The following is a 12,239-nucleotide window of genomic DNA, read 5'->3' as shown; positions in this document are numbered from 1 at the left end:
TAGAGGCTCCGGCGGCTCGACCAGCGGGGGTTCACTGAAGCTTGAGGTCCAGTCCGTAGACGATCCGGTCGGCGACCCCGACGGAGTCGGTGATGCAGACGACCCGGTCCTCGGCGAGGAACCGGCGCCGGTCGGAGAGGACCGGGGTGCCGTCGGGGATCTGCAGGTCGTAGGTCTCCTGCGGCGTCGGCATCCGCGACTCGATGTCCATCGCGACCGTGGTCACCTTCACGCCGACGGTGGCGAGCAGGTCCTTGATCGGAGGCTGCGGCCAGTCGTCGGTCGGGGTGGCCAGCGGGGTGTCGATGACCAGCGGATACGGGATGTAGGCCGTGGTGCGGTATTCGGCGGTGTCGTCGCCGCTGATGTAGAAGGTGTAGGTGGTGCTGAGGAGCTCGCTGCGGGGATCGATCTCGAAGGCCGCCCCCAGCTTCTCGCCGGCCGCGATCACCTCGTAGGCGTGCTCGATCGAGAGACCGTCGTCCGGGCCGCGCGGCGGCTGGTTGTAGGCCGCGTCCGGCTTCGCCGGGTGGCTCCGGTCGGTGATCAGCATGCTCATCAGGTCGTAGCGGGTCTTGGTGGCGTCGCGTACGAAGACGCCACGGCCCTGCTCGCTGGTGATCAGGCCTTCGTTGCGCAGCACCGCCAGACCCCGCCGGATCGTGGCGCGGTCGTAGGGGAAGGTGTCCATCAGCTCGGGTTCGGTCGGTAGACGCTCGCCGGGCTGGTAGGTGCCGTCGTCGATCTGGGCCCGCAGATAGTCGGCCACGTGGAGGTATTTCGGCAGGCCGCGCGGACGGGGGTTGCTCATGGGAGAACACGTTACTGAGGCGTACAGATCCCGAATAGCCGCATAGCCCCACCCTTTCAGCCTTGACCCATTGCAATGAGTGGACTTAGGGTCGAACAAGCCTCGGGGCGTTGGGCACCTGGCCCCCGCTGGAGACCGGCGTCTCGAGGCACTCAACGACGAGAGCCATCGACATTCCTTGGGGGGAATTCGTGTTCGTAGACGACAGACTCAGCATGCGATCCAGTGAGAGGCCGCCGGTCCTGTCCAAGGACCCGCTGGTCTACCGCACCGACCGAGGCAGCTTCTGGCACCTTCGCTCGGTCAAGAGGAGCAACGGGTACGTGATGACCATGTGCGGCCGCCGGCTGGGCACCTGGCACGTGCTGCCGCCACGAAGGCTCAGCAAGGTCGCGCCCCACCAGGTCTGCGTCGGCTGCCTGCGCAAGACGCCGATCGGTGAGGTGAAACGCCCGAGCGGGTCAGGCAACCTCGAGAAGGCTGAGGTCGGTGAGCCACTCGACCGGCGCGACGTCATCGGTGTAGACCGTCCCGCCCCGGACGCCCGGCTCGAGCCGGGCGGCGGAGTCGGTGAGGGTGCCGGCGAGGTCGGCGGGCTGCGACGTCGCGGTGGCGACGAGGCTGGCGGCGGGATCCGCATCCGGGTCGACGGTCGCGATCAGGTGGGTGTTGGTCGGGCCCGAGTCCGACCGCCACACGGCCTCGCCGAACGAGGTCCGCAGGGTTGCGGTGAGGACCTTCTCCAGCGCTGTCGAGCCCTCCGGGTGGGCTGAGTTCACGACGAGCACCCCGCCCGGGTTCAGGTGGTCCTTCGCCAGGGCGAAGAACTCCTTCGTGGTCAGGTAGAACGGGATGTAGGGCTGGTGGTAGGCGTCGACCATGATCGCGTCGTACTTCCGGGTCTGCTTCTGCAGCCACGGGCGCGCGTCGGCGGTGTGGAGGTGGAGGTTCGGCTGGTCCTGGAGGTCGAAGAGCTTCTGGCCGACCTCGGTGACGTCCTCGTCGATCTCGACGGCGTCGACCCGGGTCTCGGGGGCGTAGTGGCCGAACTGGCGCGCGGTCGTCCCGGCGGCCGAGCCCAGGATCGCCACCGACTTCGGGGCCTCCGCCCCGGCGTACGACAACGAGAGCATCTCGTCCCAGTAGGCGCCGGTGAGCCATTCACCCTCGTTGTAGACGGAGTGCACGGCGTGGCCCTCGTTGAGCTCGAGGTAGCGGCTGCCGTCGTCGTACTCGACCACGCGGGCGTACTGGTATTCCGTCTCCTTCTCCCAGATCACCTCGCCGCCGTTGCTGGTCAGCGTCTTGATCGACCCGGTCGGAAGCAGGATCAGCGCGAGGATCACCGCCGGCACGACCGAGGCCGGCAACCGGCGCTTGACCAGGTGCGGGATCGCGCAGATCGCCATCAGGAGAGCGAAGATCAGGAACGTACGCCGCGTCCCGACGACCGGGATGAGGAACAGCGAGGCGGCGAAGGTGCCGACCAGGGAGCCGACCGTCGAGATCGCATAGAGGCGCCCGGCCGCGTGGCCGGCATCCTCGACGGCTTCGACGCTCAGCCTGACGGCGTAGGGGCTGACGATGCCGAGCAGGAAGAGTGGGATCGCGAGCAGCACGCCGACCCCGACGAGCGAGCCGGCGAAGGTCGCGATGCTGAGCTGGTCGACCGCCCTGACCGCGAGCGGAAGGAACGGGTCGGCGACGAACGGCACCGCGGCCAGGAGGGCGGCGGCGGCGAGCACGATCTTGGCCAGGCCGGAGGGATGCGGGTTCCGGTCGGCGATCCTGCCGCCGACGGAGTAGCCGATCGCGAGTGCCACCAGCACCGTCGCGATCGTGTTGGCCCACACGATCGTCGAGTCGCCGAACCACGGAGCGAGCAGCCGAGCCGCGGCCATCTCTGACCCCAAGGTGCCGGCACCGACGGTGAAGACGAGAAGCTCAAGCGCACGCGCACGCAGTTTCATGGAGGTGAACCTATCCGGCTGCTCCAACGTCGGCACACGAGGCTGGTTCTGCTCGTCGTCCGGCCTTGATCCGGTCGAGCACCGCAGGCTGTCCGAGGAGTACGCCACCGAGCACCAACGCCATCCCGAGCCCGCTGGTCGGGGTGAGATGTTCTCCTGCGAAGGCGAGGCCGATGAGGATCCCGGCGACCGGGTTGAGCAGGCCGACCAGCGACACCGCGGCGGCGGGAAGGCGGCGGGCACCACGGAACCAGACCGCGTAGGCGACGACCGTGCCGACGACGCCGATGTAGGCGTAGCCCCCGATCGCCGGCATGTCGAGCGCGGGCGGTGGGCCTTCGACGAGGAGGGCCACGGGGGCGAGGGCGAGGCCGCCGAGGACGAGCTGCCAGGCGGTGAAGGTGAGCAGCTTGACCGGCGGCTGCCAGACCTTGACGAGGATGAAGCCGGTGGAGAAGACGGCGACCGAGGCGAAGGCGGCCAGGACCCCGATCAGGTCGAGGCTCGCGCCGCCGCGGAGCACCAGCAGGGCCACGCCGATGGCGCCGACGACGCCGGCCGCGAGCGATCCGGCCCGCGGCCGCTCGCCGGCGAAGGCCCAGGCCAGCAGCATCACCACGATCGGAGAGACCGCGGTCAGGGTGGCGGCGAGGCCGCCGGGGAGCCGGTAGGCGGCGACGAAGACGAGGGCGAAGAACGCTCCGAAGTTGAGCAGCCCGAGCGCTGCGGTCCGCCACCACCAGGAGCCGTGGAGCAGGCCGGGCCGGAGCGCCAGGAGCAGCAGGCCGAACGGCAGCGCCCGGATCACGGCGCCGAACAGCGGCCGGTCCGGCGGTAGGAACGTGGCGGTGACGAAGTAGCCCGATCCCCAGGCCACCGGGGCGATCGCGGTCAGCGCGAGGGTCGCGAATCTACTTTCCATGGAAGAGATAATATCTTCCGCGTCAGATATATTCCAGTGTCATGGCAGACCACGTCTCGACCGTGATGGCGCAGTGGGAGCGGGAGCGCCCCGACCTCGACATCACCCCGCAGGCCGTCATCGCCCGGCTGCACCGCCTCGCGCTGCGTCTCACCGACGATCTCGTCGAGGTCTATGCCCAGCACGGGCTCGGTGAAGGGGAGTTCGACGTGCTGGCCACGCTGAGACGGCAAGGCGCTCCGTACGCCCTGACTCCGAAGGAGCTCGGCGAGCAGACGATGGTCTCCTCGGGGGCGGTCACCAAGCGGGTCGACCGCTGCCTGGCCCAGGGGTGGGTCAGCCGTGACCGCCGCGACGAGGACGGTCGGGGGCGCCGGATCGCGCTGACCGAGAGCGGGCGGGAGCTCATCGACGCGGCCTTCACCGACCACATCGCCAACGAGCACCGCCTGCTCGCCGTCTTCACCGCGGCCGAGCGGCGTTCGCTCGCCCGGCTGCTCGAGAAGTGGGCCGAGCAGACCGGGGCTTGAGCTTTCCCCAGGGTCAGACACCAATCTGATGACACCGGTGACCATCACCGGGGAGGATGGTGAACATGAGCGAGCGTCAGCGAGCGACGACAAGCCTCAGGCGACCGCTCTCGTATTCTGGCGCTTGCGCCACGGGAGCGGTCGCATGAGCGGCCTGGAGGGGCTTGTGAACATCGGCGATTTCGCCCGGGCGACCGGGCTGACGCCGAAGGCGCTGAGGTTGTACGACGACCTCGGTCTGCTGCTGCCCGCCGAGGTGGACGCGGCTTCCGGCTATCGCCGCTACGCGCCTGACCAGGTGGAACGCGCTCGCCTGGTGGCCAAGCTGCGTCTGATCGGGATGCCGCTGGCCCGGATCCGGGAGGTCGTCGACATGCCCGCCGCACTCGCGGCGGTCGAGATCGAGACCTACTGGCGCCAGGTCGAGGCCGACACGTCCACGCGTCGCACCATGGTCTCCGTCCTCGTCCACCGATTGAGGAGCGAGGCACATCAGATGACTACGTCAACCGAGACCCTGCACGCCGAGTTCGGCGTCAGCCACGAGACCGGCGGCCGGTCGAGCCAGCAGGACGCCGTCCTGGTCACCTCCGAGCTGATCGCGGTCGCCGACGGTTTCGGCGACCGCGACGATCTCGCCGGGGCGGCCCTGACTGCGTACGCGGCCGGCGGGCTGAGATCGGCCATCCAGGAGGTGTTCGCGGAGGTGCCGAAGTCGGGCACCACCCTGACCGCCGTCGACCTGCACGGCTCCACTGCGCGGGTCACCCACATCGGCGACGCCAGGGTCTTCCTGGTGCGGGACGGAGCCGTACGCCAGGTCACCCACGACCACACGGTCGTCGCCGCGATGGTCGAGGCCGGCCAGCTGACCCCCGACGAGGCTCGTTCCCACGAGCACAGGGCACTGCTCAACCGTGCCCTCGTCCCCGGAGTCGTCGCCGACGAGATGTCGCTCGACCTGCTGCCCGGCGACAGGCTGGTGCTGACCACCGACGGCGTCCATTCCTACGTCGACGACCTGGACGCCCTGATCAGCGCCGAGGCCGGCCCGCAGGCCGTTGCCGATGCGGTGGCCGCCGCTGTCGTCGTCGCCGGAGAACCGGACAACCACACCATCGTGGTCGCCGACCTCTCATAGACGCTGGTTTCGACACGCCTCCGCCTAGCGGCTACGGCGGCTCAACCAACGGCGCTTCGGCCTTGCCGAAGCCTCCGTGTCGAGTGCGGCGGCCGCCCGGGCGAACGAGTCACGTAGGGAGGGGTAGACGAGCTCGATCTCGGGGTGCTCGTGAAGGGTCTGGGCGATCCGGCGGGTGAGCCGCTTGCCGACGGTGGCGATGTGCCTGACGACCGCGTCGACCTCGTCGTCGGTGAGCTGTTGCGGGTGGAAGGGCTTCTGCGGCTTCCGGCGCAACAGCTCCCGCATGGGCTCGAGGGAGTCGATGTCATACCGCAGTGCCAGCGCGCGCAGCTCGTCGTCGGCGACCTTCCGGAGCCGCTCGTGGTCGGCCGGCGGCATCAGCGTGTAGCTGGTCGGCCCGAGGGGGCAGGACTGGAGGTGGACGTCGAGGCGTTCCTGCAGCTGCGGCCCGAGCGGGAGGACGTTGAGCGCGCGCTTGATCTCGAGCGCGTGCAGCGAGTAGGAGAGGTTGACCTGCCTCAAGGACAGGTCGCCGAGCCCGGCGGTGTCGATCCCGGCGGTGTGGAGCAGGTCGGTGAGCAGGTTGTCGCCGACGAAGAGCTCGGGGAGGTAGGGCCGGAGGACGAGCCGGGAGCGCACCGCTTCGGAGTCGAGCGCGTTGTAGAGGTGCTGGTGACCCAGCCATCCGCCGTACGCATCAGGGGACGCCTCGAACGGATCGACGTGCCCCAGCCGCTTGACCCGCTGGTTGTAGTCGGACTCCAGGAAGGCGAGGGGATCGCGGACGTACAGGACGAACCGGGCGTGCGGCGGCAGCAGCTCGGTGATCCCGGGCAGCTCGGGCAGGAACGCCTCGGAGGAGAGCAGGAGGGTGTGGCATCCGCTGGCCTCGAACTCCCCGAGCGTCCTGGTCACCTCCCGAGCCGAAGCCACGAAGAGATGGCCCGAGCGCTCCATCAGCGAGCCGGCGTTCCCGGCGCTGATGCCGTTCTTGTCGACGCTGTGCCGAGGGTAGAAGATGCCAGCTCTGGCGAGCTTCTCCGTGTTGGTGTGGAAGAACGCCTGGACTGCGGAGGTGCCCGTCTTGGGCAGGCCGGCGTGGACGACGATGGACTTCACAGGGACCGATCCGGTAGGCGTCAGAGTGCCCTCCGCGATCGACCTACCGGTGTCCGAGCACCGGCGAGGTCGGGGATGGTGCCGAGGGCGTCTACACCGTATCGACTCACGTCATCGGGGCAAGCCCGCCGCTCAGCCGAGGTATCCCAGACTGCGGATCCGCCCGATCTCGTCGCGGAGCTCGCCGTGGGCGGCGTTGTCCGCAGCCCGCCCGCCGGCCACGTAGTGGCTCTCCTTCGCCGTGGTGCCGTCGTAGACGACCGTGAACCGGTGTCCGACACTCGCGTTGATGAGGCCACCGAGGAGCGCGACCGGGTCGGAGCGGTCCTCCAGCGACAACACCCGCGTGGTCTCCGGAACCCGCGGCGCTGCCGCGCCGGGAGCACCCACGGTGACCACCTGGTCCACGACGTACGCAGCCCCGGCCGTCGCCGCGATCGCGGCCGCCGCGGTGCCACCGGCCGCGGCACCGACCAGCATCACGTGCGAGCCGGCCTCGACCGCCTCCTCGATGGTCCGTGACGCGGTGGCGATGTAGTCGGAGAGGTCACCCGAGACGAGCCTCAGGCGTCGGCTGCCAGCGTACGGACCGGGCAGATAGGCGATGTAGCGGCCCGGCGCCGTGTTCTGGACCGCGACGCCGGTCTCGGTCGCTTCGAGAGTGCGGATCAGCTCCTCGATGGTGGCCGGGGTGGCGGCGGTGACGTCGCCGACCGGGGTGTCCTCCTCGGTGGCGGCCAGCGCCGCGCCGACGTCACGCAGGGCGTGCCCGGCGTCGGTCGTGAAGGCGTCGATGCCGGCGGCACGCAGCGCGCCCGCGGTGGCTGCCCCGGCCTCGTCGCCGCGCGGGAAGTCGGCGGTGAGCAGCGAGCGCAGCTCGAGCGACTCGAGCAGCCCGCCGCCGGTGGCGATGTGGTCCATCAGCTCGGGATGACCCTGGGCGAGCTCGCCGAGATATGCGGTGACGCCCTCACGGTCGAGCGCGTCGGTCTCGATCAGACCGGCGGACAGCAGCGACCCGCCGAGCTCGACCTCGGGGGCGAGGTAGTCGAGCGCGTTGGCCGCGATGGCGCCCAGCGTGCTGCGGGCGGCGGCCTGGAGCTCGTCGATCCAGCGGTAGGTCTGCACGGTCGCCCGCACCGAGAGCGCGTCGGCGTCGAGCGCCTGACCGAGCCCGAGGACGCCGCCCTTCTCGGAGGTCGCGGCCCGGATCTCCTCCTCCGCCGGCTCCCAGGTCTTCGTGGAGAGCTCTGCCGAGGAGGTGACGTCGTCGTCGGTCAGGATCGCAGGCCCGAGCTCGGCCCACTCGCGCAGCTGCGCGCCGGCGTCGCCGATGGAACCGGCCAGGCCGAGGATCTGCGCGTACTTGTCCTCCGGACCCGCGGGCGGAAGCACCGAGTCGGGGGCGCCGCTCGGGACCGGTCCCAGGCGGTTGATCGGATCATTGGACGAAGTCGGGCTCATCGGGCCACCTCCGCGAGAACAGGGGCAAGGTCTGCGGCGAGCTCGGACGGCTCCACGCTGGTGATCAGCAGTGTCAGCTCGCCATCGAGCGACACCGTTCGCATCGAACGCCAGCCGTCGTTGACCAGCGTCCAGGAGACCGTGCCGATCAGCGGGTTCTCCGGATCGACGGTCGTCGCGACGATGGCGCGCAGCCGACCGTGGGCCTCGGTGGACAGTGCCTCGAGGGCCCTCGAGACGACCACGTCGCCGTCGGTCAGCACCGGCACCAGGTCGCCGCGCCCGGTGCGCAGCGCCTCGAAGACGGCGTCAGCGGTCGCGAACGGGACCTCCAGCTGCTCGGGCACCGCCGAGGTCAGCCGGGCGGTTTCACCCGGTACCGTCGCGGTGCGGCCGAGCTCGGTCGACCAGGCCGCCGAGGGATACCAGGAGAGCTCGAAGACGAGCCCGTCCACGGTGGCGAGCGAGGCGGCTGCCTCCCCCTTCTGCCGGTGCCAGGCGCGGCCACGGAGGCCGTCGACGACGACATCGAGGTCGATGACCACCTCCGGGGTCGCCAGGAGCCCCAGCGCGCCGGCGATCCCGGCGTCGAGGGTCCCGTCGGCGTCGAGGAGCTCGCGGCGCCGCAGCGAGGTGCTGCCCTCGCCGAAGCCGGCGACGGCGTGGGTCAAGGCCTCGGCCTCGGCTGCCGAGCGGGTCTGTCCCAGGCGGGCGTCGAGCCCGTCATCGAGGTGCGTCGCCACCTCGAACGGCAGCGGAGCCCCGATGGTCTCGCAGGCGTGGGTGAGCTCGGGGAGGGTCAGGCCGACGCGGCGGGGCACCCCTGCCCACGGCTCGGTCGGCGCCGCCGGAGCGGGGCCCAGGTCGATCGTGGTCATCGGAAGGTGACCTCCAGCCAGTCCTTGTGGCCCGGCTCAGGGGCCTCGAATCCGTCGAGCGCGTTCTCTGCGATCAGCGCCTCGGCGCGAGCCTCGGCCTCCGCGATCTGCTCCTTGAACAGGTCGACCTGCTTGAGGTGCTTGGCCATGGCGTCGGCCGCGCGGTCATGCTTCTCGGCCGAGCTCCGCAGCGCGGTGGCACGCTCCTTCAGCCGCCCACGGAGGGACTCGGCAGCCCGACCGTGCCACGGCACGGCCTCGGCCTGGGTCACCAGCTTGTCGGCACTCGCGCGGATGTCGTCCGCCTGCTCTCGCAGACGGCTCACCCGACGACGGATCACGTCGCTGTCGCCGTACATATCCCTCCTTGGACAGGTCTCTGTGATGGTCCTACCCCGTTGGAGCGGTTCTAAACGTAAAATCGTGAACTTTCTCGAAATCGCCTCCTGTCGTGGACGGCGACCGTCGGTGTTCAGTAGATCGCGCCAGGTTCCTCGGTGACCTCTGGCAGGATCGCGCCGTTCTCCAGGGCGTTGGCGCCGGGGATCTCGTCGATGAAGATCGCCAGGCTCTCCTTGGCGTCTCCGGTGACTTCGGACCACGCGTCGGCGATTCCGTGGATGAGCTTCGCTCGCACCTCCTGCGAGCGGCCCGCGCGGATCAACCCGACCATCCGGGGCGCGTCGATCGCCTTGCCGGCCACGAAGAGGCTGCCACGCGGGACTTCGACGAACGAGCAGTAGACGTATGCCCCCGAGGCGCCGGTGACCTCGGTGTGCACCCTCGTCGTCGCCGCGGCGACCTCGGCCTTGTGCTGCAACGTCGCACCGCCGGCCGGGACCGTGAACTGGTAGTAGGGCACTGGGCCACCTCCGTGAGCCGCGCTGACCGAGCCCAGTTAGACTCGAATTGAGTCTGACTCTAGCGGCGTACGCGTTCCCTCATCAAGGTATGCAGGCGAAGGCGCACATCCCTGGCGGAGTTCCGCATGGGATGTACGCCTTCCGCTGCATACCTTTCGAGAGGCTCAGGGCATCACTTGCTGACGGGACCGCTCCCCGGTCCGCGCTGCTGTCACTACCAGGCGTCCGGCTCGAACTCGGCGGTCATCTCCCGCCAGGACACGGGCTCGGCGCAGTGCGTGCAGGTCAGCCGTGGGTCGGCTTCGTGGCCGCAGGCGCGATGGATCAGTCGCACCGGTGGGACGTCGTTCTTGTACTTGTCCCCCCAGGACATCAGGGCGACGAGCACCGGGTAGAGGTCGGCGCCCTTGTCGCTGATCCGGTACTCGTGCCGCGGAGGGTGTTCCTGGTACTGGACGCGATCCAGGATGCCCTCGTCCACCAGGACCCGGAGCCGGTCGTTGAGCACGTTGCTGCCGAGGCCCAGCTTGTAGCGGAAGTGGTCGTAGCGACGTTCGCCGCGGAAGCACTCGCGCAGGATCATCATCGTCCACCGCTCCCCGATCACCGACCAGGTGCGTGCGACGGAGCAGTACAGCTCCTGCAGGTCGTCGTGCTTCATGGCGCCAGTGTAGGACTCCTTTTGAATCCGATGGGTCCGTGCGTCCGCATAGTTGAACCTTTTTTGAGTCTTAGGTGATTGTGGCCGAAGTTGGCGTGGTCTATAGTCCGACTCAATTCGAGTCTTAGTGGAGAATGTTCTGACTGAGCAGACTCGATCGGATCTCGACCGCACTGAACAGGGAGAACTCTTTGTCTGCCATGAGTACGACCACCACCCCGGCCGATGTGGCCCGGCAGTGGGCCGATGCCTGGAGCTCGCCGACCCCGGAAGCCTTCGTCGACCTCTACGCCGAGGACGGCGAGTACTTCGACGTGACCTTTGGGGTGCGTCGCCGAGGACACGACCTGATCGCCACCCACCACCGTCTGTGGCGGGCAGCCGTCCCGGACTTCGTGATGTCGGTCGAGGACATCCACACCGGTGACGGGTTCGTGGTCGTGGAGGTGACCGGTCGAGGCACCTTCTCCGGTGACGACCTCGGTGGCGGAAAGATGAAGGCGACCGGTAAGCCCTTCAGCGGTCGTTCGGTCGCCGTCCTGGTGCTGGACCGAGACCTCAAGATCGTCTCGTGCCGGGAGTACTACGACCGGGCAGTGATGCCCGGCGGAGCCGCCACTCCGTTCGGGGAGTGAAGGCCAGGCGGAGCGGGGACTTCCTATCGCAGAACGGTGGAGAGGCGGTCTAGGCCCTGCTCGATCTCGGTCGCCGACCCGGCGAAGGAGAGACGTACGAAGCGGTGTCCGTCGACCGGGTCGAAGTCGACGCCGGGAGCCATCGCGACGCCCGTGCGGTCGAGGATCTGGTGGCACCAGGCCATGGTGTCGTCGGTCCAGCGGCTGACGTCGGCATAGACGTAGAACGCGCCGTCGGCAGGGGCCATCTCGGTGACCCCGAGCGAGCGGAGGCCGTCGAGGAGCACCCCGCGGTTCTTCGCGTAGCGGGTCACGTGACCGTCGAGCTCGGCGTACGCATCCGGGGTGAAGGCCGCCACCGCGGCATGCTGGGCGAGGGTCGGCGGGCAGATGGTGAAGTTGCCGACCAGGACGTCGATCGCGCGCCGCAGATGGGCGGGGGCGAGCAGCCAGCCGATGCGCCAGCCGGTCATCGAGAAGTACTTCGAGAACGAGCCGAACACGACGGCGTCGCGCGAGGTCTCCCAGGCGCTGCGGCCACGGCTGCTGTCGCCACCGTAGGTCAGCCCGTGGTAGATCTCGTCCGAGATCAGCTGGATCCCGGCCTCCTCGCAGTAGCGAGCCAGCGCGGCCAGCTCCTCGGGCAGCAGCATCGTGCCGGTCGGGTTGGCCGGGCTGGCCACCACGAGCCCCTTCAGTCCGACACGTTCGTGGAGCTCCCGCACCTGCTCCACCGTCGGCTGGAAGCGCTCGGCCGCACCGGTCGGGATCTCCACGACCTCGCACCCGAGGGCCGCCAGCACGTTGCGGTAGCAGGGGTAGGACGGCCGGGCCATCGCCACGCGGTCCCCGGTGTCGAAGGCCGCCAGGAACGTCGCCAGGAAGCCGCCGCTCGCGCCCGTGGTCACGACGACGTCGTCGGGGGAGACGTCGATCCCGTGCCACGCCCGATGGTGCCCCGCGATCGCCTGGCGCAGCTCCAGGATCCCCGTCGCCGGCGTATAGCCCAGCGGGTCACCGCTCTGCAGCAGCCGCACCGCCTCGGCGCTGACCGCCTGTGGCGCCCCTGTGGACGGCTGCCCCGAGGTGAGCGAGATGAGATCGCCGTACGTCCGCTGTCGCTGAGCCGCTCGTTCGAGCATGTCCATCACGTGAAAAGGAGGCACGTTCGCGCGTTGGGCGACAGTCAGGCGGTCCATAGGAGCAAACACTAGGATGCAGTCCCAGAGGTCGGAGGGGGGC

At 69.4% G+C, this 12,239-nt stretch carries 13 protein-coding genes; 3 read left to right on the top strand and 10 right to left on the bottom strand.

The window, feature by feature from the left end; all coding sequences use genetic code 11:
* Window positions 1–31 precede the first annotated feature (31 nt).
* From ACFV9G_RS05250 to ACFV9G_RS05240, 3 genes are all read right to left on the bottom strand, one after another.
* Window positions 32–811, bottom strand: a complete 780-nt coding sequence (locus tag ACFV9G_RS05250) for a GntR family transcriptional regulator (RefSeq protein ID WP_378725509.1) — start codon at window positions 809–811, stop codon at window positions 32–34.
* A 461-nt stretch (window positions 812–1,272) separates the two neighbouring features.
* Window positions 1,273–2,781 carry a spermidine synthase gene (locus ACFV9G_RS05245; protein WP_378725507.1) on the bottom strand — a complete coding sequence of 503 codons (1,509 nt, stop codon included), beginning with the start codon at window positions 2,779–2,781 and terminating at the stop codon, window positions 1,273–1,275.
* A gap of 10 nt (window positions 2,782–2,791) precedes the next feature.
* The gene (locus ACFV9G_RS05240) at window positions 2,792–3,703 is read right to left on the bottom strand and encodes a DMT family transporter (RefSeq protein ID WP_378725505.1); all 912 of its coding nucleotides are present in this window, start codon (window positions 3,701–3,703) and stop codon (window positions 2,792–2,794) included.
* Between the two features lie 41 nt (window positions 3,704–3,744).
* Between ACFV9G_RS05240 and ACFV9G_RS05235 the strand changes: the two genes are divergently transcribed.
* Both ACFV9G_RS05235 and ACFV9G_RS05230 read left to right on the top strand, forming a co-directional pair.
* On the top strand, window positions 3,745–4,233 hold the full coding sequence (locus tag ACFV9G_RS05235) for a MarR family winged helix-turn-helix transcriptional regulator (RefSeq protein ID WP_378725503.1): 489 nt from the start codon (window positions 3,745–3,747) through the stop codon (window positions 4,231–4,233).
* Window positions 4,234–4,378: 145 nt separating this feature from the next.
* A complete protein-coding gene (locus ACFV9G_RS05230) occupies window positions 4,379–5,374 on the top strand; it encodes a MerR family transcriptional regulator (RefSeq protein WP_378725501.1) in 996 nt (331 codons plus the stop codon).
* Window positions 5,375–5,398: 24 nt separating this feature from the next.
* Here ACFV9G_RS05230 and ACFV9G_RS05225 read toward each other — a convergent pair whose 3' ends face one another.
* The 6 genes from ACFV9G_RS05225 to ACFV9G_RS05200 form a co-directional block, all read right to left on the bottom strand.
* On the bottom strand, window positions 5,399–6,496 hold the full coding sequence (locus tag ACFV9G_RS05225; RefSeq protein WP_378725499.1) for a hypothetical protein: 1,098 nt from the start codon (window positions 6,494–6,496) through the stop codon (window positions 5,399–5,401).
* A 132-nt stretch (window positions 6,497–6,628) separates the two neighbouring features.
* Entirely contained in the window at window positions 6,629–7,960 is a 1,332-nt protein-coding gene (locus ACFV9G_RS05220) for a hypothetical protein (RefSeq protein ID WP_378725497.1), read from the bottom strand.
* Window positions 7,957–8,838, bottom strand: a complete 882-nt coding sequence (locus tag ACFV9G_RS05215) for a hypothetical protein (protein WP_378725495.1) — start codon at window positions 8,836–8,838, stop codon at window positions 7,957–7,959. Before ACFV9G_RS05215 ends, ACFV9G_RS05220 begins: the two co-directional genes overlap by 4 nt.
* Entirely contained in the window at window positions 8,835–9,197 is a 363-nt protein-coding gene (locus tag ACFV9G_RS05210; protein WP_378725493.1) for a hypothetical protein, read from the bottom strand. Before ACFV9G_RS05210 ends, ACFV9G_RS05215 begins: the two co-directional genes overlap by 4 nt.
* 113 nt (window positions 9,198–9,310) lie before the next feature.
* Window positions 9,311–9,700: a tautomerase family protein gene (locus ACFV9G_RS05205; RefSeq protein ID WP_378725491.1), complete on the bottom strand. Its 390-nt coding sequence runs from the start codon at window positions 9,698–9,700 to the stop codon at window positions 9,311–9,313.
* A 215-nt stretch (window positions 9,701–9,915) separates the two neighbouring features.
* Window positions 9,916–10,362, bottom strand: a complete 447-nt coding sequence (locus tag ACFV9G_RS05200; protein WP_378725489.1) for a winged helix-turn-helix transcriptional regulator — start codon at window positions 10,360–10,362, stop codon at window positions 9,916–9,918.
* Window positions 10,363–10,562: 200 nt separating this feature from the next.
* On the opposite strand from ACFV9G_RS05200, the gene ACFV9G_RS05195 reads away from it, so the two are divergent.
* Window positions 10,563–10,997 carry a nuclear transport factor 2 family protein gene (locus ACFV9G_RS05195; protein WP_378725487.1) on the top strand — a complete coding sequence of 145 codons (435 nt, stop codon included), beginning with the start codon at window positions 10,563–10,565 and terminating at the stop codon, window positions 10,995–10,997.
* Between the two features lie 23 nt (window positions 10,998–11,020).
* On the opposite strand, the gene ACFV9G_RS05190 is transcribed toward ACFV9G_RS05195, so the two are convergent.
* The gene (locus ACFV9G_RS05190) at window positions 11,021–12,196 is read right to left on the bottom strand and encodes a pyridoxal phosphate-dependent aminotransferase (RefSeq protein WP_378725485.1); all 1,176 of its coding nucleotides are present in this window, start codon (window positions 12,194–12,196) and stop codon (window positions 11,021–11,023) included.
* Window positions 12,197–12,239: the final 43 nt, after the last annotated feature.

The sequence above is a fragment of the Nocardioides sp. NPDC059952 genome, from assembly GCF_042730435.1.
Classification (GTDB): domain Bacteria; phylum Actinomycetota; class Actinomycetes; order Propionibacteriales; family Nocardioidaceae; genus Nocardioides.
The sequence above is the reverse complement of the archived record's forward strand: the minus strand, read 5'-3'. Positions and strand labels throughout refer to the sequence as shown.